This window comes from Butyricicoccus intestinisimiae (genome assembly GCF_018918345.1).
In the GTDB taxonomy this organism is placed as follows: domain Bacteria; phylum Bacillota; class Clostridia; order Oscillospirales; family Butyricicoccaceae; genus Butyricicoccus_A; species Butyricicoccus_A intestinisimiae.
Window position 1 is genome coordinate 448,102 of sequence record NZ_JAHLQI010000002.1, and the last position, 26,092, is coordinate 474,193.

A 26,092-nucleotide genomic window follows, 5' to 3' on the forward strand; every position below is an offset into this window, starting at 1 on the left:
TCTTGCAAAATTACTCAATCTTATTTTATATTATTTTTACGTCCGGGACAAGAGGATTTTGCAATTGTCCCTGCAATATTACGGACTATCCATCACTTTCCAATAGAACGTTCAAAAACTTTTGTGCGTATGGCAAAAAACCAAACATCCGTTTGCTTTTTATCTCGCTCTTCGGTACAATAGAAATAGAAAATACATGAAGGGAAGATTTGCTTATGCGTCCGATTTCTGAAAAACAGAAACAGATCCTGCAATTCATTCAAGAATATACCGCGTCCGAAGGATACCCGCCAGCCGTGCGGGAAATTGCGGCAGCTGTGGGGCTGCGCTCTCCCTCCTCTGTTCATGCGCACGTCAAGCATTTGCGCGAACTAGGCTATCTGGAGCAGTGCGCCGGAAAAACGCGAACCGTCAAAATAACCGGCCAGACCGGAACGACGGCTGTTCCCCTGCTCGGCCGTGTGGCCGCCGGACAGCCGATATTGGCGGTCGAGGAACAGCAAGCGATGCTGTACATTGATTTGCACGGAAAATCCGGTTCGTATTTCGCCCTGCACGTTCGCGGCGATTCCATGGTAAACGCGGGCATTCTCAGCGGCGACACGATCATCGTGCGCAAGCAATCCTACGCCCAGCAAGGACAGATTGTCGTTGCTCTCATCGAAGAGGAAGCGACGTGCAAGCGATTGGAGAAACAAGACGGTCACGTCTGGCTGATGCCGGAAAATGAAGCCTATGCGCCGATTCCCGGTGATGACGCACGCATTCTCGGCGTGGTTGTCAAAGTCGTGCGGGATTACGACGTATGAAGCTGACGGATGACGTTCGGTTTGTGCGAGGCATCGGCCCAAAAAAGGCGGAACTGCTGCACAAGCTCGGCATTGACACGCTGGCTGATGCCGTCCAGTGCTATCCGCGCGGATATGAGGACCGCACCGCTGTTGTACCGATTTTTGAACTGCTGGACGGAGAAAAATTCTGTGTCCATGCGATTGTCGGAGCGCAGCCGAAAACAGCACATATCCGAAAGGGGATGGACGTCACAAACTGCCGCGTGTATGACAAGACCGGCTTGCTATCCCTGCGTTTTTTTAATAACAAATACGCAGCGTCTGTACTGGAAGTCGGAAAGGAATATGCATTTTACGGAAAAGTACAGGCGGAAGGCAGACAATTCGTCATGATTGCGCCGGAATTTGAGCCTGTGCAAGCAAAAGAAAAAACCGGACGCATTTTACCGCTGTATCCGCTAACGGCAGGCCTGCATCAAACGGATTTTTATAAAATCACAGATGCGGCTTTGGCTGCTTTGCCGGAAAACTATCCGGACTTTCTTCCGGAGGCAATTCGAAAGCAGCAGCAGTTCCCTCCACTGGGGCAAGCCCTGCACAGCATGCACCGCCCGCAAACCCTCGAACAGGCGCAGCAGGCGCGCAAGCGCATGGCTTTTGAAGAATTGTTTCTGCTTGCCTGCGGCATGAAGTTTTTGCGTACCGGCCGAGCCGACAAAAAAGGGGCACATCTGCGCGATTTGAGCCTGCGGGAATTTTACCGTGTTCTGCCGTTCTCTCTGACCGGTGCACAGCAGCGAGCCATTGAAGCGTGCACGATGGATATTGCAGAGGGAAAGCCGCTCAGCCGCTTGATACAGGGCGACGTCGGCTCCGGCAAGACCATGGTAGCTGCTGCCCTGTGTTATCTGGCTGCAAAAAACGGTAAGCAGGCCGTGATGATGGCGCCGACAGAGCTGCTCGCCCGCCAGCACATGGAAACTTTGCAGCCGATTCTGCACAAGCTGGGTATTTCCTGCGGCTTATTGGTCAGCGCGATGCGCGCCAAGGAAAAACGAGAAATTGTAGATGAGATTTCTTCCGGCAAACTATCCGTGATTATCGGCACGCACGCCGTCCTCAGTGAACACGTGCAGTTTTGTGATTTGGCGCTTGCCGTTGTCGATGAGCAGCACCGGTTTGGTGTAAACCAGCGCGCCGCCTTGACAGAAAAAGGCGAAAATGTTCATCTGCTCGTCATGTCCGCAACCCCGATTCCGCGCACGTTGGCACTGCTGATTTACGGCGATTTGGACGTTTCTATTATAGATGAGCTCCCGCCGGGACGACAAAAAATCAAGACGTATGCCGTCGGAGAACAAACACGCCCGCGCATCGACCGGTTTATCGACAACCAATGCGCCGCAGGCGGACAGGCTTACGTTGTGTGCCCGCTTGTCGAGGACAGCGAAGCGACGGATACGCAGCGGCACAGTGCCGAACAGACCGCGCAGCGGCTCAAAACGGTTTTGCCGCATCGGCGCATCGGGTTAGTACACGGGCGCACGAAAACCGCAGAAAAAGAGCAAATCATGCGCGATTTTGCGGACGGAAACCTAGATATTCTGGTTTCTACCACGGTGATTGAAGTCGGTGTCAACGTGCCGAACGCAACACTGATGGTCGTGGAAAATGCCGATTGCTTCGGCATGTCTCAGCTGCATCAGCTGCGCGGACGCGTCGGACGCGGAAGCAGACAGTCATTTTGTATCTTTTACGGCGCGGACAAGGGTGCCGATGCACGGGAGCGACTGCGCACGCTGGTGCATACCGGCGACGGCTTTGCCATTGCACAAAAAGATCTTGAAATGCGCGGCGCAGGCGATTTCTTCGGCACGCGGCAGCACGGCCTACCGCCGCTGAAGCTGGCGGATTTGGCTGGTGATGCGCGCCTGTTGGAGCAGGCGCAGCAGGCAGCCGATGCGCTCATGGCACGCGACCCGCAATTGAAAACCGCTCCCCTGCTGCGCCAGCGCATTGTGCGCCTATTTGAGCAGCACGGAGAAGGGAGCTTTAACTGAAAAGAACCAGTCGCATGACTGGTTCTTTTGGCTTTTCTCATTCCTTCATCGGATTGACATGCACCATAATGTGCTTGACCTTCGGGAAGTTTGTTTCAATGGCATTGTGCACGATTTGTGCTGTTTCGTGTGCCTTTTCCAGCGTTTCCTGCGCATCGGCGGCAATTTCCACATCGACATAGATTTTATTGCCAAATTCGCGCGTGCGCAGCACATCCAAACGCAGCACGCCCGGCTGCTGCTCAATGCAGGCGCGCATTTTCTGTTCCAATTCCGGCTCGCAGGCATGATCCACCATCTTATTGGTGGCATCCAGAAAAATCTGCGTGGCTGCCTTTGCGATAAACACACAAATGATCAGGCTGGCAACCGGATCCAGCACCGGATAGCCCATGCGTGCACCAAAGATGCCGAGCAGGGCGCCGACAGAGGACAGCGCATCCGAACGATGATGCCATGCATCCGCCATCAGTGCCGAAGAATCAATCTTCTTTGCATTCCAGCGCGTGTACTGATACATCGCCTCTTTGGATACAATCGAAACAATGGCTGCAATCTCTGCCAAAATACCCGGAACCGCCAGCGATTGATAATCGCGGGACACAATATTTTTGACCGCTTCCAAGCCGATGCCGAGACCGGTCGCAAGCAAAATGCCCGCCAGAATAACAGCGGCAACACATTCCATGCGTTCATGTCCATATGGATGTTCTTTGTCCGACGCCTTTGCCGACAGCTTGACGCCGATAATCACGACAATGCTGCTGAATACATCGGATGCGGAATGCACCGCATCACTAATCATGGCGCCGGAATGCGCCAAGATACCTGCCATCAGCTTAAACAGCGACAGGATTATATTTCCGACAATGCTCACCGCAGACACGCGCATAGCCGTTTGCTCTGCTGTTTGTATTTGTTGTTCTCGCTTCATAGAAAAGCCCCCTTTGATATAAAAAACGCGGAACAGTTGCTTTCTGTCCCGCGGAATGTGTCCACTGTCATAACGACCCGGCTGCGGCGTTTTCGCCGTACCTGCTCAGTTGTTGTATTGTATGCTCCGTTTGTATTGCTTGTGATTATAGCAGGGTATGCAGCAAACGTCAAGAGGATTTTTTCAGGTTATAAGATGGTAACTCACATCGTTTTTACAGATTTTACAAACTTTTCTAGTTGTTTTATGCAAACAAATGCCAGCGGGTATTCCGCTGGCATTTTGCTTATTTTCGATTGGCAAAAAATTTTTTCCGCTCTCGCCGCAGTTCCGCATACATCTGCATGGCGTTCCATTCCAAATTTGTCGGCGTGGTAATCGCCTTTAAATCAATGGAAATTTTCGCCGCTTTCAGCTGTGCCAGCACAGCATCTACCATGTCATCCGGCAAGCCGTGCATGAGCAGCATCGGCTCTGCAAATTCCAATCCCAGCGATGGCAGCATGCGCCCTGCTTTGCGCAGACCGAGCAGCACGCCAAGCGGCACGGTATACTGTTCGCGGGAAATTGTGCGCACAGAGATGCCATACGGCCGCAAAAGCTGCGCCACCTGTTTTTCTGTCTTGAGCGGCACATGAAACAAGAATACCTGCATATGTCTCTCCTTTATGACGTTGCCGACCAGCTGCCCAGACCGTGGAAAATCTGATCCGGCCACGGGTCAAAGCCCTTTGGGAAATCCTCAACCGCAGAAATAAGCCGGCGCTCAAACACAATGGGAATAATCGGTGTTTCCTGTGCAAAGCACGTCAGATATGTCTGATACGCCGTGTCATACTCATCTTCCGTTGCATTGTTGAGGTCACTGAGCGCGCTTGTCATCGTTGTGCTGCGGTAATCGCCAAAATTGCGGTCACCATTTCGGGAAATAATCGAGGACAAATCGAGATCCGTCGTCATCTCATATTCTCCATAATACATCTGATATCTGCCGCGCGACAGGCGGGACTGACATTCCTCAAATTCCAACGGGATGACCTTGGTTTGAATGCCCATTTCATTGAGTGTCTTTGCGTACTGCTCCAGCACAGCGCCCTTGGTGCCGTACTGCTTATTATAGATAATCTGCAGCTTGAAATCGCTGCCGCCGCGGATTTCCAAATATCCGTCGTTGTCTCTGTCATAGATGCCCGCTTTTTTGAGCAGCTTGACTGCTGCCTCCTGATTGAAGGAGGGTGCCTTTACGCCGTCCGGAATCTTTTTCGCTGGCAGCGCCGCCGCATCTGCCCGCCCCGCAAAGCAGGTCTGTGCAATGGTGTCTCGATCCATCAGCATGGACAGCGCCGTGCGGACATTTTTGTTGTCCAGCGGCGTATCATTGCAATTGATGCCGAGATAATGCATGCGGCTTGTGCCTACCGTCTTGGTGTACTTGGCACCGGATGCCGCCGTTTCCTCCGCATCCCGCTGCACCAGCATAGAGAGCTGACCGGTACCCAGCAGATTGACTGCACCTGCACTGTTGGCAATTGGCTGCAGCGTGATGCTGTCACAGAACTGAATCACACCGCCGCTCCACTGTTCAAACGGAACGGCATGTATGCCGCCGTCATCGGATTTTGTAATTTTATACGGACCGGAACCGTCCGGAATCTCATCGTCCTCTGAGCCCTTGCAGAAAATCGGCACATCGAGCAGTGCTTCCAGCGCCTTTTCCGACTTTGCCGTCTTTAAGCGAATATAAATCTCGCTGCCGGAGTATTTCACGGACGAAATGCACGACAGCTGTTCCTGATAGGTCGAGTCATCGCGCAGACGCGCATTGTTGAGGGAATACACAACATCGGACGGCTTGAGCTGCTCACCGGAGTGGAACTTCACCCCATCGCGAATGGTCAAGGTATATGATTTGGCACTGTTTCGCTGCACGCTCGCGCACAGTTCCATCTGTGGTTCAAAGTTCTCATTTAACAAGAACAACCGTTCAAAGCACAGCTGACTGAGCAGCTTATTTTCCTCGGACGTACACGCCAGCGGATCCAGTCCATCGTTCTCGTTATATGCCAGCGAAAACGAGGCTACAGCCTGTACATTTTTATCCGCCTGTGCCACCGGTTCTCCGGAGCCTGTGTTCACGGTTCCGCTACCCGCATCCTGCTGCGCGTCTGTGCCTGCGCAGCCGGTAAGCAGCGCGCCCATCAGGCAGGCTCCCGCCAGCCAAGCAGTGATTTTTTGTCTGGTTTTCATATCTATTTCTTATCCCTCCAGCATGATGACGCCCGCCTGTACGCCGCGATTTCCATGCGTCGCACGGTGCGACCAAAACGTATCATGCATACACTTGGTGCACATACCGCTGTCTACGATATTTCGCACCCCGCAGCGCTCCAGCTGTTCTCTGTTGATTCCCTGCAAATCGAGGAAAAATTTCTTGCCGCGCGGCTGAATAAACGGCGTGACGGATTCGCCCATGGTTTCCGTCATGGCGTCCGGCACATCCGCATCGGTTTCAAAGCAGCATTGCCGAATAGACGGGCCAATGGCCGCTTCTATATTCTCCGGCTTTGCGCCGTACTGCTCCTGCATGCGCTGTACGGTTTTGCCGAGAATGCCGCTCGCCGTACCGCGCCAGCCGGAATGACAGACACCGATGCTCTTGCTCACCGGATCATGCAGCAGCGTCACCACACAGTCCGCATAGTATCCGCACAGCGGAACGTGCGGCAGGTTGGTAATGATGGCATCCGCCTTCCAGCTCATCGGCTGTCCCAATCCCATGCCCATTGTGTTCTCATCCACGACGCGAACAATGTCGCTGTGAATTTGTTTGGTCATGGTCATGCGCGCACGCGGCACTCGAAAGTGATCCGCAAGAATCTGATAATTTTGCAAAACATTGCTCCGCTCATCCCCGCGATTAAATCCAAGGTTGAGCGAGGCAAGATATCCCTTGCTCACACCGCCGAACTTGGTGGTAAACAGATGTTTTGTTGTAATATTATCACTGGTATAGTAAATCAGACTGCCTTCCTGCTGTCTGTGTATCCTTTGCTGCATGGTAATCCTCCTCTTATGCTGTATGTATTATACTATGCTTTTCCAAAAAAATATAGTGGGAAATTCCATACACAAACTTTACGAAAAATCGGCAGAATCTGTCGTTTTTTCCCTCCCATTATCCCTTTTGTATTTTTCTGCCATTCCTGCCGCCGGTTCCTGTTTCCCTGCCTGTTGACAAGACTTGGTTTTCAGATTAAAATGGTCTATGATGCCTTTGTATCAAACGTACGCGATCTATCGTTTAACCGCACAGGTAATCCTTAAAAATCAAGCTTTTTTTAGAAAAAATCACAAAAAACGGAGGTGTGTATCAGAAGAATGATTGGTTATATCATTGGCGCAGCCATCGTCGGCCTCGTCATCGGCGTTGTGCTCATGTTCATCTACTGCAATATTTCCAAGCAGACGGTGAATGATGCCAAGCGCGAAGCCGAGAGCATCAAAAACGAGGCGGAAGAAAGCGCTGCGCGAAAGAAACGCGAAGCTTTATTAGAAGCAAAAGAAGAAATTCACAAGAACCGCGCCGATCTCGAGCGAGAAATCAAAGAACGCCGCGGTGAAATGTCCAAGACCGAACGTCGACTGACACAGAAGGAAGAAACGCTGGATCGTAAGACGGATGCAGCGGACAAGAAAAACGAGGAACTGACCCGCCGTCTGGCAAATGTCCAGAAAAGCCGCGAGGAAGCGGAGCAGTACAAGCAGCAGCAGCTGGAGCGTCTGGAAAGCATTTCCGGTCTAACCCGCGATGAAGCCAAGCAGTATCTTGTCGATTCCATCGAGCAGGAGGCACAGCACGATGCAGCCATCAAGCTGCGCGAGATTCAGCAGCAGACCAAGGATGATGCTGAAAAGTATGCGAGAGAAGTTATCTCCTCCGCCATTCAGCGCTGCGCTGCCGACCACGTAGCAGAGGCAACCGTATCGGTTGTTCCGCTGCCGAATGACGAAATGAAGGGCCGCATCATCGGCCGTGAGGGACGCAACATCCGCACACTGGAGACCCTGACCGGTGTCGATCTCATCATCGACGATACGCCGGAGGCGATTACTCTGTCCTGTTTCGACCCTGTTCGCCGCGAAGTTGCCCGTCTGACGCTGGAGAAGCTCATCATTGACGGCCGCATCCATCCGGCGCGCATCGAAGAAATGGTCGAAAAGAGCCGCCGCGAAGTGGATCAGATCATCAAGCAGGAAGGCGAACGCGCAGTTCTCGAAACCGGCGTGCACGGTCTGCATCCAGAGCTGGTCAAGCTGCTCGGACGCATGCGTTACCGCACAAGCTATGGTCAGAATGTGCTGCAGCACTCCATTGAGGTTTCTCATATCGCCGGCATTCTCGCCGGAGAGCTGGGCATCAATGCCACACAGGCAAAGCGCGCCGGCTTGCTGCATGATATCGGCAAGGCGGTTGACCGCGAGATGGAAGGCTCTCATGTCGATATCGGCGTAGATCTTTGCAAGCGCTATCACGAGCACGCAGACATCGTCCACGCCGTACAGGCACATCACGGTGATATCGAAGCGAAAACGCTGGTTGCTTGTCTTGTACAGGCCGCAGACGCCATTTCCGCAGCGCGCCCTGGCGCACGCCGCGAGAATCTGGAAGCATACATCAAGAGATTGGAAAAACTGGAAGAGATCGCAAATACTACGCCGGGTGTCTCCAGCTCGTATGCCATTCAGGCAGGCCGTGAGATTCGCATCATTGTCAATCCGGAGCAGGTCAATGATTCTCAGATGATTCTGCTCTCCCGTGAGATTGCGAAGAAGATTGAGGATGAGCTGGAATATCCGGGTCAGATCAAGATCAATATGATTCGCGAAACCCGCGCTGTTGAATACGCAAAATAAGCACAAGTTCGTGCATGCAAAAGCCCCGTACCGATTGGTACGGGGCTTATTTTTTACGTTACGGCCGTCTGCATGTCAGCAGAATAACCTGTCTTTCGTGCGCGATTTCGCGCAGCAGCTTCATGCCGCACGCCACGCGCTGGTCATCATAATTGACGAACGGATCATCCAAAATCAGCGGAACGCTCTCATCCGTCTTGTCCAGCAGCACCTTGCACACGGCAAGACGCAGTGCCAAATACAGCTGATCGCGGGTGCCCGTGGACAGCCGCAGGCGATCCATTTCCACCGCGCTGTTTTCTCTGCGGCAGGTCGCTTCCAAATCCGTATACAGCTGCATCGCCGTATAGCGCTCTGCGGTCAGCGTGCGCAGATACTGTTCAGCGAGCTTGTTGATCTGCGGAGATACGCGGCCGGTCAGCTCGGCATGCGCCTGCACCAGCGATTCCTTTGCCAGCCGGATGGCATCCAGCTGCCAGAGAATGTTTTCGCGTTCCTCCTGCAGACGGCTGCGCTGTGCACACAGCGAACTGCGCTCACCGATTTCTTCTTTTTTGCCCTTGCACAGTGCAATGGCTTCGTGCAGCGCATTGTTGTGCTGCCGCGCCTGCTCTGCCTGCTCTTTCGCTTTGTTCATGCGGACACGAACTTCGCCGTCCGGACCCGTCTTTTCCAGAATATCCAAATACTGGTGCTTGAGATCTTCATGCTCCTGCTGCCGCGCGATGTACTGTTTGTTGCGCTCTCTCGCCTGCGCGATAAAGACAACCAGTTCCTCACTGTCATCGGCGCAAAGTTCCGGACTCATCTCCCGCAAAACCTTTTGGAATTTATCCTGTATATGTGTGAGCTTTTCCGTCGTCTGTTCGACACGGGCAATGGCCTGCTGTCTGCGCTTGTGCAGCTTGACGCGTTCTTCATCAAAATCCATCGGCGGCGTGTCCAGCGTCTGTGTGCTTCCCATAAACGTTACAATGAGAAAGACAACCGCCAGCACGGAGAATACGTATGGCATATACGCCGTCAGCGGACCGAACGGCACCAAGCCCAACAGGCTGACAACCGCCAGCACACCGAGCGCAATGGCAACTGCCATCGACCATCCACGAATGTGAATGTCCGAAATGCTGCTGGAGCTTTGGCTGTAATCTTCCTCTGTGTGGTCAATATCTTCCTGCCACTGTTGATAATTCTCTGTGACTTCTTCCAGCTCTGCACTGGCGGCATCAAACGCCTGCTTTGCCTCCGCATAAATCGGTGCCAGCGTTTCCGCCTCGTTCAGCAAAGAATCCGCAACCAGATGTTCTCTCAATTCTGCGAGCTTGTCCCGCGCTTGGCGTTCTTCCCGCTCGGCAGCTTCTCTCTTTGCCACAAACAACAGCGTAAATGCCTCTGTCGCTTCCTGCTGCTTTTGCTCGGCATCTGCGACATTTTTTTCCGCCGCCGGTATCTGCGCCTCATATGCTGCAATCTGCGCCGTCAGATCATCCAGCCGCGATACGGCGTGGTTGATGTCGTCCAGCTCCTGCTCGACCGCCGCATATCTGCCGCGTTTTCCCGTTCCGCGCAGTGCATTCTTCCACTGATCCAGCTGAGAAATTGCACTGGAGTACGCCGCCGCATTGTCGCCTGACGTCGAAAGCTCCAGCATGCGCTGTTCCAGCTCCTCCGCGGAAAGCGCCTGATCCTGTCCGTCCAGCATAGCAGAGGACTGAAAGCCCTCCTCGCTGACACCGGTTAATATCTTGCCGCAGTCTTTTGCCGTCAGCTCCTCACACGGTTCGCCGGTGTCGGCATATACCGCCGAAAATTCCTGCATCGGCGCCGTACCCTTGCCGGTCTGTCTGCTGATAATAATCTCTCTGCCCTTCCACTCCAACTGTAACAGACCGCTCATCGGATTTCCGTCCACCGGACGGAACCGCGTCTTGTCCGACAGTTGATTGCGGGTGTCGCGCTTGCTGGTGTTGATGCCGTACAGCATCACGCGCAGAAAATTGCACAGCGTCGTCTTGCCGCCCTCGTTGGGGAGATACAATACATTGAGACCATCCTCAAACCGGATTTGTCTTCCGTCAAGCACACCGAAGTGTCCCTGTGCTGTTAAAAATTTCATATTTCGTCACCTATTTGCATTTCCAATTGCATTGAACAAGTATGATTCTTAATTATACCATAGAATTTGTATAAGACAACCAACTGTTTGGAATTTCTTTTGCTCCGCCGGCATCCTGCACTGCGCATAAGGAATAAATCCCAGTCCGGTGCAGAAAATTCGTCTCTCCGACAAAATTGTACCATTTTTCCGCCGCATTCTGCGCAATCTTCCCGTATATCACCATCATGTGCGCATGAATCCAAATGCTTTTACCAGAAAATCAGGTTTTTCTGGTAATTGTCTCCACGTTTTACACAACTTTTTTTGAAAAAATGATTTACAAAGTTGTAACATTAGTATAAAATGTAGGTACATAGGAAGGTGCGGGTTTCCCTTCGCCGATTGTGTCGAGGCGGCAAGATATTTTTTCTTGTAACTTTATCACTTTCTGTTGAAGTTTCGTTTATCTTTTGATACAATTAGAAGCGAGGGTATCAAACAATCCGCTCAAGTTTTGGACAAAAGGTTCGTCTGACCTTTTGTTCTACAGAAATTTTTATAGGAGATGTTAAATATGGATGCTTTTAGCAAGGCTCTGCAGGCCGACAAGAGAGAAATCGTAATCGCGCCGACCATTTACAAGTTCGATGATTTCAAGGGATTCGCTGAGGAATTCAAGCTGGGTGAGAGAGACTGCGTTCTGACCAACGAGTTTATCTACAAGCCGTTCATGGAGGAACTGGGTCTGAAGTGTAACTTCGTATTCCAGGAGAAGTTCGGCGGCGGCGAGCCGTCTGAGGCTATGATCGAGACCATGTACGAGGCTATTCCGTACGATTCTTACGATCGCGTTATCGCAGTAGGCGGCGGCGCTATCATGGACCTGTGCAAGCTGCTGGGCTGCAAGCGTCCGAATTCCGTACATGAGCTGTACTTCAAGCGCGAGCCGGTTGTACATGAGAAGGAAGTTATCGCTATCCCGACCACCTGCGGCACCGGTTCCGAAGTTACCAACATTTCCGTTGCTATCGTAAAGGACGAGAAGGACGGCAAGCTGACTGGCGGCGACACCAAGCTGGGTCTGGTATCCGACGATATCATCCCGAACAAGGTTTGCCTGGTACCGGATCTGCTGAAGACCCTGCCGTACAAGCCGTTCGCAGCTTCTGCTATCGACGCGCTGATTCATGCAACCGAGTCTTTCCTGTCCCCGCATCGTAAGACCACCACTTCTGAGATGTTCTCCGTAAAGGCTATGGAGATGATTCTGGAAGGCTTCCGCCGCATCGCTCTGGAAGGTCCGGACGCTCGCATGGATTACCTGGGTGAGTTCGTACATGCTTCCCTGTTCGCAGGCATCGCATTCCTGAAGGCTGGCTGCGCTACCGTTCATGGTATGTCCTTCCCGCTCGGCGGCACCTATCATGTACCGCACGGCGAGTCCAACTACGCGCTGTTCGGCAAGATTCTGGAGATGTACGAAGAGTACGAGCCGGCTGGCGAGCTGGGCAAGTTCAAGGAAATCGTTGCTCGCTGCCTGGGCTGCTCCAAGGACGACGCTCTGCGCACCCTGAACGTAACTCTGGAGAAGGTTCTGCATCTGAAGCCGCTGCATGAGTACGGCTTCAAGGAAGAGGACATCAAGGCATTTGCTCAGTCGGTTGATGCTAACCAGCAGCGCCTGATCACCAACTCTTACCGTCCGTGGAGCATTGAGCTGTCCGAGCGCGTATACAAGGAGTGCTTCTAAGCTCCCGTTCTGTTGGAACCCAACACTATAACCGTTAGCTTGTGAAACGCAGCGGGTATCGTCCGCGGTACTCGCTGCGCTTTTGCTACATAAAACACGTTGATTTTCGCTTGAATATATATTTAAGAGAGAGACGACTAGAGAAAGGATTTTGATCACCATGATGACCAAAGAACAGTATATTGAGTCCCTGCGCAAACTGCACCTCAATCTGTGGATGTTCGGCAAGAAGGTAGAGAATCCGGTAGACGATCCGGTAATCCGCCCGTCTCTGAACTCCTTCGCAGCAACCTATGAGGCAGCAGAGGATCCGCAGTACGCAGATCTGATGATTGCTACCTCCAACATCACCGGCAAGAAGGTAAACCGCTTCACCCACATGCATCAGTCCACCGACGACCTGATCAAGAAGGTTAAGATGCAGCGTATGCTGGGTCAGAAGACAGCAGCATGTTTCCAGCGCTGTGTAGGCATGGACGCAATGAACGCTGTTTATTCTTCCACCTACGAAATCGACGAGGCATGCGGCACCAAGTATCATGAGAACTTTGTCAAGTTCCTGACCCGCGTACAGGACGAAGATCTGGCAGTTGACGGCGCAATGACCGACGTAAAGGGCGACCGTGGTCTGGCTCCGTCCAAGCAGGCTGATCCGGATCTGTTCCTGCACGTTGTAGAGCGTACTCCGGACGGCGTATATGTAACCGGCGCTAAGGCACATCAGACCGGTTTCGTAAACTCCCATGAAGTTCTGGTTATGCCGACCATCTCCATGCGTGAGGGCGACGAGGATTACGCAATTTCCTTCGCTGTTCCGACCGATTCCGAGGGCATCACCCTGATTTACGGCCGTCAGTCCTGCGACACCCGTAAGATCGAGGAGTACAACGACATCGACGTTGGCAACAAGGTTTACGGCGGCCACGAAGTACTGGTTATCTTCGACCATGTATTCGTACCGAACGATCGCATCTTCCTGAACGGTGAAGTAAAGTTCGCCGGCATGATCGTAGAGCGTTTCGCAGGCTATCATCGTCAGTCCTACGGCGGCTGCAAGGTTGGTGTAGGCGACGTCCTGATCGGCGCTACTCAGCTGGCAGTTGAGATGGCAGGCTGTGCAAAGGCTTCCCATGTCAAGGACAAGATCATCGAGATGATTCACCTGAACGAAACCCTGTATGCTTGCGGCATCGCTTGCTCCTCTCAGGGTGCTCCGACCAAGGCTGGCAACTACCTGATCAACCTGCTGCTGGCTAACGTCTGCAAGCAGAACGTAACCCGTTTCCCGTATGACATCGCTCGTCTGGCACAGGATCTGGCAGGCGGCCTGATGGTAACCCAGCCGTCCGAGGCTGACTACCGCAATCCGGAGCTGAAGCCGTACATCGAGAAGTACCTGAAGGGTGTTGCTTCCGTTCCGACCGAGGATCGCATGCGCGTTCTGCGTCTGATCGAGAACATGACCATGGGTACTGCTGCTGTTGGTTACCTGCCGGAGTCCATGCACGGTGCTGGTTCCCCGCAGGCTCAGCGCATCATGATCGCTCGTCAGGCTAACATGGAGCAGAAGAAGGCTCTCGCTAAGGCGATTGCTCGCATCGACTAAGTGTTTCTGACAAACGGTGCTGAATCTTAGACAATAATTTATTGTGACAACAGGCACTCATAGGGTATTCTCTGTGGGTGCCTGTCTGTCCGTTTGTTCATTCTTCCTAATTATTTGAGGTTTTTTATGCTTCACTGTGCTGTAAAATTCTGCGGCGGCTGCAATCCGATGTACGATCGCGGTGCTGCCTACCGCAACATTGCCGAGACCCTTGCGGGTGTGGCCGATTTCTCCTTGCCCAGAGATGGCGAACAGTACGATGTGCTGCTCATCCTGCGCGGATGCACCGGATGTCCATATCTGTATGAGGACATTTCGGCAACCCACCGTATCGTCTGTGCCAGTCAGAACGAAGCGGATCATGCCGCACAGCGCATCACCGCGCTTTGTGCGCATTAAGTTGTAAACAGGATTTATTTTCAGATGCTTGTGTCTGAAATGAATCGTTTAATAGAGAAAGGATTTGATACCAATGAAGAAAGTACAGATTGTCTCTCCAGAAGAGGCTGCTCTGCGCGTAAATGACGGCGATACCATCGCTACCGGCGGTTTTGTAAGCTGTGCCTGCCCGGAAACCTTGTCCATCGCTCTGGAGAAGCGTTTCCTGGAAACCGGTCATCCGAAGGATTTGACCCTGTTTTTCGCAGCAGGTCAGGGCCATCGTGACGGCACCGGCGGCGACCACTACGGCCATGAAGGCATGGTTAAGCGCGTTATCGGCGGTCACTGGGATCGTGCTCCGAAGCTGGGTGAACTCGCTCTGAACAACAAGATCGAGGCTTACAACCTGCCGCAGGGCATTATCTCCCACATGTATCGTGACATTGCAGCTCACAACATCGGCACGATCTCCCATGTTGGTCTGTACACCTTCGCTGACCCGCGCAACGGCGGCGGCAAGCTGAACGACTGCACCAAGGAAGATCTGGTTAAGCTGATCGAGATCGAAGGCGAAGAGCGCCTGCTGTACAAGGGCTTCCCGATCGACGTTGTATTCCTGCGCGGTTCCTACTGCGATGAGTTTGGCAACTGCACCGTACATCGCGAAATCGGCCCGCTGGACGTTACCGCTATGGCTCAGGCTTGTAAGAACTCTGGCGGCAAGGTTATCGTACAGGTTGAGAAGATCGTTCAGGGTGGTTCTCTGGATCCGAAGCTCGTTGCTATCCCGGGCATCTATGTTGACTGCGTTGTTGTCGGCTCTGACGAAGAGAACATGCAGTGCCTCGGCATGCCGTATGACGGCGCACTGACCGGCGAATTCCGCATTCCGGTTGACGCTATCCCGTCCATCCCGCTGGATGCAAAGAAGGTTATTGCTCGCCGTGCTGCTATGGAGCTGCCGAAGGACGCTATCGTAAACCTTGGCACCGGCGCACCGGAGAAGATTGCAAACGTTGCTGCTGAAGAGGGCATTTCCGATTCCATGACTCTGACCGTAGAGGCTGGTTCCATCGCAGGTGTACCGTACGGCGGAACCCAGTTCGGCGCTGCTGCAAACTCCATGGCTATTCTGCCGCACAACGTACAGTTTGACTTCTATCAGGGCGGCGGTCTGGACATCGCATTCCTGGGTCTGGCTGAAACTGCTCCGAACGGCGACCTGAACGTATCCAAGTTCGGCACCCGTCTGGCAGGTGCAGGCGGATTCATCGACATCACCCAGAACGCAAAGAAGGTTTGCTACTGCGGTACCTTTACTGCAAAGGGTCTGCGCACCAAGTGCGAGGACGGCAAGCTGGTTATCACCCAGGAGGGTGGCAAGAAGAAGTTTGTAAACCAGGTTGAGCACATCACCTTCTCTGGTATCTACGCAAACAAGGTACATCAGCCGGTTCTGTACATCACCGAGCGTGCAGTATTCGAACTGCGTCCGGAAGGCGTTACCCTGATCGAGATTGCACCGGGCATCGACCTGCAGACTCAGATTCTGGATCAGATGGAGTTCGAGCCGAAGATCGCTTATCAGGAGGACGGCACCATCAAGCTGATGGATTCCCGTATCTTCCGTGACGAGACCATGGGTCTTGCTAACGACTAATCTGCATTTTGCAGTATCGTCATAGGATTTCGCACGATTTTCAATGGTAAAATTTCGTCAATTTTGAACCTTTTGCCATAAAAACCTTGTGAATTTCCGTTTTATCATGTACAATGGTATCGGGGACAGGGTTCAAAACCGATCCTGTCTCCGATATTTATTTTCATTAGCTTTCTGTATAGAAGAAAAAGGAGAATTGGGCAAATGAATGTTTATATTTGTTCTGCCAAGAGAACCCCGATCGGTTCTTACGGCAAGACCCTCAAGGGCGTAACTGCAAAGACCCTCGGCGTAACCGCTGCTAAGGCTGCTATCGAGCAGGCAGGCATCGACGTAAACGACATCGACGAGACCCTCACCGGCTGCGTGCTGCAGGGCGGTCAGGGCCAGAACATCGGCCGTCAGATCGCTGTAGGCGCTGGTCTGCCGATCACCACCCCGTCTATCACCGTAAACAAGGTTTGTGCATCCTCTATGCGCTGCATGAGCTTGGGCGCTCAGCTCATCAAGTCCGGCGATGACCAGGTTGTTCTGGTTGGCGGCGCTGAGTCCATGTCCACCGCACCGTACGTTCTGAAGGAAGCTCGTTGGGGCGCTCGTATGAACAACGTTACCATGGTCGACCTGATGGTAAACGATGGTCTGTGGGACATCTTCAACGGCTACCACATGGGTATCACTGCAGAGAACGTAGCTGAGCAGTACGGCATTACCCGCGAGATGCAGGACGAGCTGGCACTGGCTTCCCAGCAGAAGGCTGTTGCTGCCATCAAGGCTGGCAAGTTCAAGGACGAAATCGTTCCGGTTGAAGTAAAGCAGAAGAAGCAGACCATCGTATTTGATACCGACGAGCATCCGCGCGAAGGCACCACACTGGAAGGTCTCCAGAAGCTGCGTCCGGCATTCAAGAAGGACGGCGGCACGGTAACCGCAGGCAACGCTTCCGGCATCAACGACGCTGCTGCATACATGGTTCTGGCATCTGAGGATTACGTAAAGGCTCACAACCTGAAGCCGATGGCTAAGATTAAGTCTTACGGTTCCGTAGGCTGCGATCCGTCCATCATGGGTATTGGCCCGATCGAGTCCACCCGTCAGGCTCTGAAGCGTGCAGGTCTGACCGTTGACGATCTGGATGTCATCGAATCCAACGAGGCATTTGCTGCTCAGGCTTGTGCAGTAAACAGCACCCTCGGCTTCGATATGGACAAGGTAAACGTAAACGGCGGTGCTATCGCTCTGGGTCACCCGATCGGTGCAGCTGGCTGCCGTATCTCTACCACCCTGCTGTACGAAATGATCAAGCGTGATGCTACCTATGGTCTGGCTACCATGTGCATCGGCGGCGGCATGGGCGAAGCTATCATCCTCGAGCGCGACGAGCTTTGCAAGTAAGTATCGTGAAATAAGAACACGGGAGGGTGCTGTGCACCCATCCCGCTTTCTTAGCATATTCGTTTTTCCAAAACAAACAACATAAAAATATGAAGGAGAGCTACAACAATGACTGACGTTAAAGTTGAGAAAAAGGGTAATGTAGCAGTCATTACCATCGAGCATATGCAGGCAATGAACGCACTGAGCACCGACATGTACACACAGCTGGAAGAGGCTTTTGATACTGTCGCTGCAATGGAAGACGCATATTGTGTTGTCCTGACCGGTTCTTCCCGTGTCAACAAGAAGGGCAAGACTGTTCAGTCCTTCGTAGCTGGCGCTGATATTTCCCAGATGTCCACCATGACCGTTGAAGAAGGCAAGTTCTTCGGCAACAATTCCAACCGCGTTTGCTGGAAGATTGAGAACTTCAAGCGTCCGGTTATCGCTGCTATCAACGGCTTCTGCCTGGGCGGCGGCGTAGAGCTGGCTATGTCCTGCGACATCCGTATCTGCTCTGAGAACGCTACCTTCGGCCAGCCGGAAGTTGGTCTGGGCATCACCCCGGGCTGCGGCGGTACCCAGAGACTGGCTCGTCTGGTAGGCATGGGCAAGGCAAAGGAAATCCTGTACACTGCTCGTGGCAACTATACCGCTCAGGACGCTCTGGATATGGGTCTGGTTAACTACGTTTACCCGATCGAAACCCTGATGGACGAGGCTATGAAGCTGGCTGACGAGATCGCTGCACAGGCTCCGATCGCTGTTTCCCTGGTTAAGGAAGCTGTTAACGTTGGTATGCAGACCGACATCAATTCCGCTCTGAAGTTCGAGGGCAACTGCTTCGCACAGTGCTTCGCTACCGAGGATCAGAAATACGCTATGAAGCACTTCGTTGAGAAGAGCCGCGAGCCGAAGGTATTCAAGAACAAGTAATTTTTTAGGGAATTGATCGATAAATAGAGGAGATTGAAATAATGAAGGTTTCTGTATTTGGCGCAGGTAACATGGGTGCCCGTATTGCAGAAGTATTCCTGAAGGCCGGTCATGCGGTTACGATGATCGATATCAAGGAACAGTTCTGCGAAGGCGGTAAGAAGCGTATTGAGGGTGACCTCGCAGGTGCTGTAAAGCGCGGCAAGATGACGCAGGAAGAAATGGATGCTGCACTGGCAAACCTGACCCTGTCCATCAACCGTCAGGACGCAGCTGGTTCCCAGTTCGTCATGGAAGTTATTCTGGAGAGAATGGATCTGAAGGAAGACCTGCTGAAGGATCTGGATGCCATTCTTGACAAGGACTGCATCATTGGTACCAACACTTCTGCGCTGTCCATCACAGAAATTGCAAGCGCTGTTCCGGCACGTGCAGCAAAGGTTATCGGCGTACACTTCTTCAACCCGGCTCACATCATGAAGCTGGTTGAGGTTACCCGTTCCATGCTGACCGACGACGAGACATTTAAGACCACCTATGAGCTGATGCAGACGCTCGGCAAGACCCCGATCGCTGTTAACGAGGGCGCAGGCTTCGTTGTAAACCGTATCCTGATCCCGATGATTAACGAGGCAATCGGCATTTACGCTGACGGCATCGCTTCCCCGTCTGACATTGACCTGGCTATGCAGCTGGGCGCTGGTCTGCGTTCCGGCCCGCTTCACACCGGTGACCTGGTTGGTCACGATGTAAACCTGGCTATCATGGAAACGCTGTACCGCGAGTCCGGCGATGCAAAGTATCGCCCGCATCCGCTGCTGAAGAAGATGGTTCGCGCTGGTCTGCTGGGTCAGAAGACCGGCAAGGGCTTCTTTACTTACGACGGTCCGTTCGGCAAGGAAATCCCTGGCGGCGACCTGACCATCAAGTAATCTACGGTAGACAGGAAGAGGCGATAGTATGAAAATTAGCGTCATTGGCGCTGGCGTAATGGGCGCTCGTGTCACGGAAGTACTGATCAAGGGCGGTCATGACGTTGTCATGATTGATACCAACCGCGACCATGCAACCGGAAGCCTGAACCGCATCGTTGCCGATCTGGCAATCGGTATAGAAAAGGGCAAGCTGACCAAGGAAGAGAGCGACGCAGCTCTCGCCCGCATCACAATCTCCAATATGTGCTCGGATGCCGCCGGCTCCACACTGGTTCTGGAGTGCATCAACGAGCATCTGGATGATAAGGTTACCCTGCTCAAGCAGCTGGACACCATTCTGGATGAGGACTGCATCATTGGCACCAACACCTCCGCGCTGCCGATCTCTGAGATCGCTCGCGCTGTTCCGCATCGTGCCGATCACATCCTCGGTGTGCATTTCTTTAATCCGGCTCATATCATGAAGCTGGTTGAGATTACCCGCACCATCAGCACCGATCAGTCTGTTATTGACACTGTTGTTGACATCATGAAGGGTGTTGACAAGCATCCGATCGTTGTAAACGAGGGTGCTGGTTTCGTTGTAAACCGTATTCTGATTCCGGAAATCAACGAGGCTATCGGCATCTATGCAGACAACATTGCAAGCCCGTCTGACATTGACCGTGCTATGCAGCTGGGTGCCGGCATGAAGGTTGGCCCGCTTCATACCGCTGATCTGGTTGGTCTGGACGACATTCTGTCCGATCTGTCCAACATGTATGAAGAAACCGGCGATCCGAAATATCATCCGCATCCGCTGCTGCGTAAGATGGTTCGCGCTGGCCTGCTCGGTCAGAAGTCCGGCCGTGGATTCTTTACGTACAAGTATCCGTTTGGTCCGGAAGTTCCTGGCGGCGAGCTGAAGATTAAGTAAAAACATTCCTTTGTTTTCCATCCCCTGTAACACCTCGTTACGGGGGATTTTTTTCGTTTTGCACGTTGCGATGCCGCACAGGATTTTCTTCAAAACTGTTTTATTTGAGACATTTTTCGTATATTTTTTTGAGATTTTTTCGCAATTTTGCGCAACTTTCTTTACAGATTTTTACATATTTTTCTATTAAATTTTACAACTTTTCCTTGATTTGGAAATTATTTTATATGTTTTTTACAATTTATTCCTTGTTTTCATTGTCATCATTGTTCAATATCAGAAAATTCCCTATGCAAAACAGGATAGTTCGTTTTCATATTGAAACAGACGAAAATCTACGTCATAATAGAATACATACTTGGAGATTCCATCCATTTTCTCCAGTTAATACAATATACGAACAAACCACGCCGCGCAAACAAAAGCGGCAAAATCTGCAAGTAATGCCGCAGGAATGGCGTACCGCGTTTTCTTCAATCCCAAGTATCCGCAGTACACACTGATGGTATACAGACTCGTTTCTGACGCGCCGAGCATCACCGCGGCAGTTCTTCCCTGCACGCTGTCTACGCCGCAGGTGCGCATAATGTCCTGTCCGAGCGCCAGCCCGCCGCTTCCGCTGATTGGCTTGAGCAAAAGCAGCGCCGTGCATTCTTCCGGAATGCCTGTCAGCTGCAGCAGCGGCCGACAGGCCTGTCCCATCAGGTCGACAAATCCCGACACGCGCAGCATGCGCACTGCCGTCAGAATGACAATCATGGTCGGCAAAATATGCAGCGCCGTGTGCAATCCCTTTTCTACACCGCACAGCAGCGTCGGAAAGAGGTCTACACGCCGATACAGGGCATATCCCGCCGTACACGCCAGAAGCAGCGGGAGAAACAGGTCTGTCATATGGTTTCCCCATGCGCCTGCAGGCGGGCAAACAGCCGCGCTGCTGCCAAGCCAACAGCAACCGAGCAAATCGACGCGCCCCATACCGCCGGCATGATATCAAACGGCTGGGCTGCCCCCAGCGCCGCACGCACTGCGGCAACCGTTGTCGGTATGAGTTGGATAGATGTTGTGTTAAGCACAACAAACGTCAATACTTCATCCGGCGTTCCAGCCGCACCGTACAGCCCATACAACCGCTTTCCGGCACGCAGGCCAATCGGCGTCGCCGCATTGCTCAGCCCCATCAGATTCGCCGTGACATTGGCCGCAATGCCTTCCATGGTCTCTGTGTCCTGCGAGGCACGCGGAAACAGCGGGCACAAAATCGGGCGCAGCAGGACTGTCAGCCCCTTGCAGATGCCGGATTTCTGCATCAGTTCCAGAATTCCCGACCACAATCCCATGACGCCGACCAGTGCCAGACAAAGCGTGACGGCCTGCTCCGTCCCTTGCGTCACGGCCGCGGACAGCTCTGCTGTTCTCCCCGTTATGCAGGCAGTTGCACAGGCAAGGATTATCATGCCTGCCCATAAACCATTCATCATGCGTTTCACGCCTTTCTACCGCCGATGTTCGGCTTTCTTCTTATCGTATCATTTATACTTAAACTATGTGTTTTCTATGGAGGAATATTACTATTATGAAATCAACAGGAATTGTCCGCAAAGTTGACGAGCTCGGCCGCATTGTTCTTCCCATCGAACTGCGAAGAACCTTAAACATTGCAGTCAAGGATTCTCTGGAAATTTATGTGGACGGCCCGCAAATCGTATTAAAAAAATATGAACCGGACTGCATCTTTTGCGGCAACACCAAGGACATTGTCCAATTCAAAGGCAAAAATATCTGCCGCAGCTGCATGCACGAATTGTTTGAACAGGACTAATCCATTTTATCTCATCTTCTCTTGATTATAATACGGGAACTGCTGCCAGTTCCCGTATTTGTTATTCTCCGCGATATTTCTTTCTCGTTGCCATGCCGCCGCGGATATGTCTCTCCTCTTTGTTTTTCATCAACACCTCATGCGCCTGCGTATACAGCGGCAGATTGAGATGATATAATCTCTCCGTAATATCTTTGTGCACGGTGGACTTGCTCACGCCGAATTTCGCAGCGGTTTGCCGCACAGTCGCTCCCGTTTCTACCAGATACTGTGCCAGCTGGATGGCTCGTTCTTCCGGCTGTCCTTTCACAGAGTTCCCTCCTGACATTGCTTTGTGCTCTATGTCTATGCGGCAGACGGCGAAAAAAGACGTAATTTTTTTCGAAAAAATCAGCATGTGCAGTTTTTGTTGTTTTTCCATATGATGCAAAAGCACGCAGGTTTCCGAAATGGAACCTGCGTGCTTTGCTTCTCCGTTTTTGTGCCGTTTCTCTCGAATGCTTATAAATATACCGAGCGGATCGGCAAAAATTTCTTGAAGCGACACCAGCCCGTTCATGCGCCGACTCCTTCCTTCAGACGGCGCAGATCATCCGCAACGGCACACGTGCGGGCATCGTCCTCTCCGAGCGCCTGCGCAAAAATTTCCCGCGCTTTTTCCAAATAATCAATGGCTGGCTGTAAGTCCTCCAGCTCTCGATAGACCAGCGACATACTATTGAGCACGCTCGCATAAGCGTAGCTCTGTTCTTCTCCGGCACGAGCATAGATCTGTTCCGCCATGTGAAACAGCCGGAGCGCATCATCAAAATGTCCCATCAAACGGCAGGTTCCCGCCATATTGTTGAGCACTGTCGCATACTGCACGCTGTCCGTGCCAATCTCTTTCTCCACCAGCTGTCTTGCGTGATGAAACAATGAAGGAAGCGATTTACAAATCCTACTTCAAAAAGAAGGGTCAGAAGGTCGTTGACATGAACAACGCATCCATCGACCACGGCATCAACGAGCTGATTGCTGTTGAGATTCCGGAGGCTTGGGCTGCCGCAGAGGATGCCCCGAAGCAGGACAATGTACCGGAATTTATCAAGGAAATCGTAGCTCCGATGAACCGCCAGCAGGGTGACGCGCTGACGGTTGGTCAGATGATGAAATATGGTCTGGAGGACGGCACTTGGCCGGCAGGTACTTCTCAGTACGAGAAGCGCGGCATGAGTCTGTCTCAGGAAGCAGAAAAGGACGCCGTACAGTCCGGCTACTGGCAGCTGTACCGCTACAATCCGGATCTGGCAGAGCAGGGCAAGAACCCGTTCCAGCTGGATTACTCCAAGGAACCGAACGGTGAGTTCCAGACCTTCATCAAGGGTCAGAACCGCTACGCTTCCCTGAAGCTGTCCTTCCCGGAAAAGGCGGACGGTCTGTACGAAAAGGCAGAGGCAGATGCAAAGCATCGCTTTGAAACTTACAAGGAATTGGCTGACGACTAACCGATTCGTTCAAAGAACTTTCTTCAATATCACGTCTGGGTGGGCTGTTCTTACAGCCCACCCAAATGTATCTCTGCTTGCAATTCATGGTTTGTTCCAGTACAATACAGGCAGATGATTCGAAAGGAGTTGCGTATATGGATCTCATGCGCTTACAAAAAAATTTTGCGCTGCACGGTTTTTCCTATCGGTATTTTGAAACGCGCAGCGAAGCCGCTGCCTATCTGGCACAGCAGACAGCCGGAAAATTCGTCTCTTTCGGCGGTTCTATGACGCTGGATGAAATGAATCTGTACGACATCTTAAAGCCGCACGCGGATGTGCACTGGCACTGGAAGGGCGATGGCTACGTACAGGACGCAGAAATTTACATCACCTCTGCCAATGCGATCTCCGAGACCGGAGAAGTGGTCAACATTGACGGCGCAGGCAACCGTGTCTCTGCAACTCTATACGGCCCGAAGCAGGTATTTTTCGTGTGCGGCATCAACAAAATCGCACCGGATCTGTCCTCTGCCATAGAGCGCGCCCAAAACATCGCCGCGCCGAAAAACGCATGGCGTTTATTCGGCAACACGGACGGTGACGCTGTCTGTGTCAATGCCGATGATCCGGTTCCAGCCTGTACCAAGGCTGGCGGAGACAAATGCTATCACTGCACAGCACCGAACAGCATTTGCCGCGCCATTGTCATTCATCAGGGCCCGATGCGTTCGCAGGAGCGCTGCGAACTGATTCTCATCGGAGAAGATCTCGGCTACTAAAAAAATCAGCCTCTCACTTTTGAGAGGCTGATTTCAAATGTATTTATTCCCGCAGCTTCTGCACATCAATCCGATGCCGTTTGATGCGATACTGTAATTTTTGTCGGCTCATTTGCAGGATGCGCGCCGATTCCGAAATATTTCCGCCGGTCTCTTTGAGAACACGGCAAATGGTATTGTATTCCATGTCTTTCATGGTACTGGCAAGCGAATCTCTTTGCTTATCCGGCGCTGATATTCCCGTCTGTCCCGCTGCACCGCCGATGTGTTCCGGAATATATTCCGCTGTAATCATGGAGTATGCATCCGGCACCACATTCATCGCATGTTCCACTGCGTGCTGCAATTCCCGCACATTGCCCGGCCAGTCATATGCATAAAACGCATCCAGCACATTGCGGTCGGCATCGCGGATATTGCGCTCCAGTTTTTGATTGCACTGCATGACAAAGGTTTTAACGAGCAGCGGAATGTCCTCTTTTCTCTCGCGCAGCGGCGGAATGGTAATATTCACGACGCCGAGCCGATAGAACAAATCGCGGCGCAGCTTATTTTCTTCCATTGCCTGATATGGCGGAATATTGGTGTTGGACAGCACACGGACATCGACGGAAATTTCCGTCGCTCCGCCGACACGGCGCACGGTTCCTTCCTGCAAGACGCGCAGCAGCTTTGCCTGCAGCCCCAGATTCATGGAATTGATTTCGTCAAGCAGCAGCGTGCCGCCGTCCGCTTGTTCAAACAGTCCCGGACGGCGTTCCGCTCCGGTATACGCACCTTTTTCCGTGCCGAACAGCAAGCTCTCCAACAGATTTTCCGGAATTGCCGCGCAGTTGATCGCCAAAAACGGGCCGTCTTTTCTTCGGCTGGCATTGTGAATGCTTTGCGCGAGCAGTTCTTTTCCCGTTCCGGTTTCTCCATATATCATAACAGAGGAATCGGATTTTGCCACTTGTCTGCAGCGCGACACAACATGCCGCATCGGTTCACTGATATGCACGATGTCATCAAACGTATACTTGGCTGTCAGCTTGCTCGCCGTGTGGCTCTTTCCTGATGCCGTGTGATTGCGCAGTTTTTCCTGCAACTCTAAAATTTGCTTGTGCAGGCTGTCCATCCGGCTCCAATCCTCCATGACGCTGAATCCACCGAGAATCTGTCCATTTTGAACAATTGGATAATTATTGGACACAATGTCCACATCTTTTCCGTACCGTGTGGTATAATACTGTCTGTGATTGAGTTTGGGCTTGCGCGTGCGAATTGATTTGCACATTAAATCCCCGTCCCATGAACGGGCTGGGCGTGCGCTCCGAGACGCCGTATATTTTACCGGATTTTTATATCACGGAGGAAAACGGGCAATTGCATATCATCATGAACGATTATTATCTCCCAAAGATTATCATTGACCCGACTTATCAGCAAATTATCCAGTCCGGCACGCTGGATAAGTCCGACCAAGAATATATCCAAAAAAATTATAAAGAAGCGGAAGAAATCGTAAATTTCATTTCTTACAGAAAAAGCACCATGCAAAAAGTCATGCAGTACATTCTGCATGCACAAAAGGCATTTTTCCTCTCCGGTCCGGGGCATCGAACCGCCATGAATAACGCACACAAGCGCGCATAACATGCAAAAGCGCAGACAGGATTTGT

25 protein-coding genes and 1 riboswitch are annotated in these 26,092 nt (G+C 52.2%); of the genes, 15 read left to right on the plus strand and 10 right to left on the minus strand.

Features of this window, described 5'->3' with window-relative positions; translation table 11 throughout:
- Positions 1-215 precede the first annotated feature (215 nt).
- Together lexA and recG are read left to right on the plus strand one after the other, a co-directional pair.
- Entirely contained in the window at positions 216-809 is a 594-nt protein-coding gene (lexA, locus tag KQI75_RS05630; RefSeq protein WP_216469746.1) for a transcriptional repressor LexA, read from the plus strand.
- Positions 806-2,851 (plus strand): ATP-dependent DNA helicase RecG, encoded by a 2,046-nt coding sequence (gene recG / locus KQI75_RS05635; RefSeq protein ID WP_216469747.1) that lies wholly within the window; start codon positions 806-808, stop codon positions 2,849-2,851. The genes lexA and recG overlap by 4 nt, the downstream gene beginning before the upstream one ends.
- Positions 2,852-2,888: 37 nt before the next feature.
- Here recG and KQI75_RS05640 read toward each other — a convergent pair whose 3' ends face one another.
- From KQI75_RS05640 to pgeF, 4 genes are all read right to left on the minus strand, one after another.
- Entirely contained in the window at positions 2,889-3,785 is an 897-nt protein-coding gene (locus tag KQI75_RS05640) for a cation diffusion facilitator family transporter (protein WP_216469748.1), read from the minus strand.
- Positions 3,786-3,826: 41 nt separating this feature from the next.
- Positions 3,827-3,906, minus strand: a riboswitch (NiCo riboswitch).
- Between the two features lie 165 nt (positions 3,907-4,071).
- Entirely contained in the window at positions 4,072-4,440 is a 369-nt protein-coding gene (locus KQI75_RS05645; RefSeq protein WP_216469749.1) for a DUF3783 domain-containing protein, read from the minus strand.
- 11 nt (positions 4,441-4,451) lie between these two features.
- Positions 4,452-6,032: an ABC transporter substrate-binding protein gene (locus KQI75_RS05650; protein ID WP_216469750.1), complete on the minus strand. Its 1,581-nt coding sequence runs from the start codon at positions 6,030-6,032 to the stop codon at positions 4,452-4,454.
- Positions 6,033-6,041: 9 nt separating this feature from the next.
- Positions 6,042-6,842 (minus strand): peptidoglycan editing factor PgeF, encoded by an 801-nt coding sequence (pgeF, locus tag KQI75_RS05655; RefSeq protein ID WP_216469751.1) that lies wholly within the window; start codon positions 6,840-6,842, stop codon positions 6,042-6,044.
- 321 nt (positions 6,843-7,163) lie between these two features.
- On the opposite strand from pgeF, the gene rny reads away from it, so the two are divergent.
- Complete coding sequence (rny, locus tag KQI75_RS05660) at positions 7,164-8,699, plus strand: ribonuclease Y (RefSeq protein ID WP_216469752.1); 1,536 nt, start codon at positions 7,164-7,166, stop codon at positions 8,697-8,699.
- A 58-nt stretch (positions 8,700-8,757) separates the two neighbouring features.
- On the opposite strand, the gene KQI75_RS05665 is transcribed toward rny, so the two are convergent.
- A complete protein-coding gene (locus KQI75_RS05665; protein WP_216469753.1) occupies positions 8,758-10,815 on the minus strand; it encodes an ATP-binding protein in 2,058 nt (685 codons plus the stop codon).
- Positions 10,816-11,371: 556 nt separating this feature from the next.
- On the opposite strand from KQI75_RS05665, the gene KQI75_RS05670 reads away from it, so the two are divergent.
- The 8 genes from KQI75_RS05670 (at position 11,372) to KQI75_RS05705 (ending at position 20,358) form a co-directional block, all read left to right on the plus strand.
- Positions 11,372-12,547, plus strand: coding sequence for a 4-hydroxybutyrate dehydrogenase (locus KQI75_RS05670; protein ID WP_216469754.1), 1,176 nt, complete (start codon positions 11,372-11,374; stop codon positions 12,545-12,547).
- A 154-nt stretch (positions 12,548-12,701) separates the two neighbouring features.
- Complete coding sequence (locus KQI75_RS05675; RefSeq protein WP_216469927.1) at positions 12,702-14,153, plus strand: 4-hydroxyphenylacetate 3-hydroxylase family protein; 1,452 nt, start codon at positions 12,702-12,704, stop codon at positions 14,151-14,153.
- Positions 14,154-14,279: 126 nt separating this feature from the next.
- A complete protein-coding gene (locus KQI75_RS05680) occupies positions 14,280-14,552 on the plus strand; it encodes a hypothetical protein (protein WP_216469755.1) in 273 nt (90 codons plus the stop codon).
- Between the two features lie 73 nt (positions 14,553-14,625).
- Positions 14,626-16,194: an acyl CoA:acetate/3-ketoacid CoA transferase gene (locus KQI75_RS05685; protein WP_216469756.1), complete on the plus strand. Its 1,569-nt coding sequence runs from the start codon at positions 14,626-14,628 to the stop codon at positions 16,192-16,194.
- Between the two features lie 204 nt (positions 16,195-16,398).
- A complete protein-coding gene (locus KQI75_RS05690; RefSeq protein ID WP_216469757.1) occupies positions 16,399-17,589 on the plus strand; it encodes an acetyl-CoA C-acetyltransferase in 1,191 nt (396 codons plus the stop codon).
- Positions 17,590-17,697: 108 nt separating this feature from the next.
- The gene (locus tag KQI75_RS05695) at positions 17,698-18,507 is read left to right on the plus strand and encodes an enoyl-CoA hydratase-related protein (RefSeq protein WP_216469758.1); all 810 of its coding nucleotides are present in this window, start codon (positions 17,698-17,700) and stop codon (positions 18,505-18,507) included.
- A gap of 41 nt (positions 18,508-18,548) precedes the next feature.
- On the plus strand, positions 18,549-19,439 hold the full coding sequence (locus KQI75_RS05700; protein WP_216469759.1) for a 3-hydroxyacyl-CoA dehydrogenase family protein: 891 nt from the start codon (positions 18,549-18,551) through the stop codon (positions 19,437-19,439).
- A 28-nt stretch (positions 19,440-19,467) separates the two neighbouring features.
- Entirely contained in the window at positions 19,468-20,358 is an 891-nt protein-coding gene (locus tag KQI75_RS05705) for a 3-hydroxyacyl-CoA dehydrogenase family protein (protein ID WP_216469760.1), read from the plus strand.
- A 384-nt stretch (positions 20,359-20,742) separates the two neighbouring features.
- Here KQI75_RS05705 and KQI75_RS05710 read toward each other — a convergent pair whose 3' ends face one another.
- Positions 20,743-21,252 (minus strand): nucleoside recognition domain-containing protein, encoded by a 510-nt coding sequence (locus KQI75_RS05710; RefSeq protein WP_216469761.1) that lies wholly within the window; start codon positions 21,250-21,252, stop codon positions 20,743-20,745.
- Positions 21,249-21,839, minus strand: coding sequence for a spore maturation protein A (locus KQI75_RS05715; protein WP_216469762.1), 591 nt, complete (start codon positions 21,837-21,839; stop codon positions 21,249-21,251). The genes KQI75_RS05710 and KQI75_RS05715 overlap by 4 nt, the downstream gene beginning before the upstream one ends.
- A 95-nt stretch (positions 21,840-21,934) precedes the next feature.
- On the opposite strand from KQI75_RS05715, the gene KQI75_RS05720 reads away from it, so the two are divergent.
- Entirely contained in the window at positions 21,935-22,180 is a 246-nt protein-coding gene (locus tag KQI75_RS05720; RefSeq protein ID WP_216469763.1) for an AbrB/MazE/SpoVT family DNA-binding domain-containing protein, read from the plus strand.
- Between the two features lie 61 nt (positions 22,181-22,241).
- Here KQI75_RS05720 and KQI75_RS05725 read toward each other — a convergent pair whose 3' ends face one another.
- Both KQI75_RS05725 and KQI75_RS05730 read right to left on the minus strand, forming a co-directional pair.
- Complete coding sequence (locus tag KQI75_RS05725; protein WP_216469764.1) at positions 22,242-22,490, minus strand: sporulation transcriptional regulator SpoIIID; 249 nt, start codon at positions 22,488-22,490, stop codon at positions 22,242-22,244.
- 245 nt (positions 22,491-22,735) lie between these two features.
- The gene (locus KQI75_RS05730; RefSeq protein WP_216469765.1) at positions 22,736-23,074 is read right to left on the minus strand and encodes a tetratricopeptide repeat protein; all 339 of its coding nucleotides are present in this window, start codon (positions 23,072-23,074) and stop codon (positions 22,736-22,738) included.
- Between the two features lie 23 nt (positions 23,075-23,097).
- Between KQI75_RS05730 and KQI75_RS05735 the strand changes: the two genes are divergently transcribed.
- Complete coding sequence (locus KQI75_RS05735; protein WP_216469766.1) at positions 23,098-23,667, plus strand: hypothetical protein; 570 nt, start codon at positions 23,098-23,100, stop codon at positions 23,665-23,667.
- Positions 23,668-23,804: 137 nt separating this feature from the next.
- Complete coding sequence (locus KQI75_RS05740) at positions 23,805-24,431, plus strand: lactate utilization protein (RefSeq protein WP_216469767.1); 627 nt, start codon at positions 23,805-23,807, stop codon at positions 24,429-24,431.
- Between the two features lie 43 nt (positions 24,432-24,474).
- Here the strand turns inward: KQI75_RS05740 and KQI75_RS05745 are convergent, their stop codons facing one another.
- Entirely contained in the window at positions 24,475-25,707 is a 1,233-nt protein-coding gene (locus tag KQI75_RS05745) for a sigma-54 interaction domain-containing protein (protein ID WP_216469768.1), read from the minus strand.
- Between the two features lie 14 nt (positions 25,708-25,721).
- On the opposite strand from KQI75_RS05745, the gene KQI75_RS05750 reads away from it, so the two are divergent.
- The gene (locus KQI75_RS05750; RefSeq protein ID WP_216469769.1) at positions 25,722-26,066 is read left to right on the plus strand and encodes an RNA polymerase factor sigma-54; all 345 of its coding nucleotides are present in this window, start codon (positions 25,722-25,724) and stop codon (positions 26,064-26,066) included.
- Positions 26,067-26,092: the final 26 nt, after the last annotated feature.

What these genes read in the sequence shown, in the direction of transcription:
- lexA (WP_216469746.1), top strand. Translation starts at nt 216, where the DNA reads ATGCGTCCGATTTCTGAAAAACAGAAACAGATCCTGCAATTCATTCAA.
- recG (WP_216469747.1), top strand. Translation starts at nt 806, where the DNA reads ATGAAGCTGACGGATGACGTTCGGTTTGTGCGAGGCATCGGCCCAAAA.
- KQI75_RS05640 (WP_216469748.1), bottom strand. Translation starts at nt 3,785, where the DNA reads ATGAAGCGAGAACAACAAATACAAACAGCAGAGCAAACGGCTATGCGC.
- KQI75_RS05645 (WP_216469749.1), bottom strand. Translation starts at nt 4,440, where the DNA reads ATGCAGGTATTCTTGTTTCATGTGCCGCTCAAGACAGAAAAACAGGTG.
- KQI75_RS05650 (WP_216469750.1), bottom strand. Translation starts at nt 6,032, where the DNA reads ATGAAAACCAGACAAAAAATCACTGCTTGGCTGGCGGGAGCCTGCCTG.
- pgeF (WP_216469751.1), bottom strand. Translation starts at nt 6,842, where the DNA reads ATGCAGCAAAGGATACACAGACAGCAGGAAGGCAGTCTGATTTACTAT.
- rny (WP_216469752.1), top strand. Translation starts at nt 7,164, where the DNA reads ATGATTGGTTATATCATTGGCGCAGCCATCGTCGGCCTCGTCATCGGC.
- KQI75_RS05665 (WP_216469753.1), bottom strand. Translation starts at nt 10,815, where the DNA reads ATGAAATTTTTAACAGCACAGGGACACTTCGGTGTGCTTGACGGAAGA.
- KQI75_RS05670 (WP_216469754.1), top strand. Translation starts at nt 11,372, where the DNA reads ATGGATGCTTTTAGCAAGGCTCTGCAGGCCGACAAGAGAGAAATCGTA.
- KQI75_RS05680 (WP_216469755.1), top strand. Translation starts at nt 14,280, where the DNA reads ATGCTTCACTGTGCTGTAAAATTCTGCGGCGGCTGCAATCCGATGTAC.
- KQI75_RS05685 (WP_216469756.1), top strand. Translation starts at nt 14,626, where the DNA reads ATGAAGAAAGTACAGATTGTCTCTCCAGAAGAGGCTGCTCTGCGCGTA.
- KQI75_RS05690 (WP_216469757.1), top strand. Translation starts at nt 16,399, where the DNA reads ATGAATGTTTATATTTGTTCTGCCAAGAGAACCCCGATCGGTTCTTAC.
- KQI75_RS05695 (WP_216469758.1), top strand. Translation starts at nt 17,698, where the DNA reads ATGACTGACGTTAAAGTTGAGAAAAAGGGTAATGTAGCAGTCATTACC.
- KQI75_RS05700 (WP_216469759.1), top strand. Translation starts at nt 18,549, where the DNA reads ATGAAGGTTTCTGTATTTGGCGCAGGTAACATGGGTGCCCGTATTGCA.
- KQI75_RS05705 (WP_216469760.1), top strand. Translation starts at nt 19,468, where the DNA reads ATGAAAATTAGCGTCATTGGCGCTGGCGTAATGGGCGCTCGTGTCACG.
- KQI75_RS05710 (WP_216469761.1), bottom strand. Translation starts at nt 21,252, where the DNA reads ATGACAGACCTGTTTCTCCCGCTGCTTCTGGCGTGTACGGCGGGATAT.
- KQI75_RS05715 (WP_216469762.1), bottom strand. Translation starts at nt 21,839, where the DNA reads ATGATGAATGGTTTATGGGCAGGCATGATAATCCTTGCCTGTGCAACT.
- KQI75_RS05720 (WP_216469763.1), top strand. Translation starts at nt 21,935, where the DNA reads ATGAAATCAACAGGAATTGTCCGCAAAGTTGACGAGCTCGGCCGCATT.
- KQI75_RS05735 (WP_216469766.1), top strand. Translation starts at nt 23,098, where the DNA reads ATGAAGGAAGCGATTTACAAATCCTACTTCAAAAAGAAGGGTCAGAAG.
- KQI75_RS05740 (WP_216469767.1), top strand. Translation starts at nt 23,805, where the DNA reads ATGGATCTCATGCGCTTACAAAAAAATTTTGCGCTGCACGGTTTTTCC.
- KQI75_RS05745 (WP_216469768.1), bottom strand. Translation starts at nt 25,707, where the DNA reads ATGTGCAAATCAATTCGCACGCGCAAGCCCAAACTCAATCACAGACAG.
- KQI75_RS05750 (WP_216469769.1), top strand. Translation starts at nt 25,722, where the DNA reads ATGAACGGGCTGGGCGTGCGCTCCGAGACGCCGTATATTTTACCGGAT.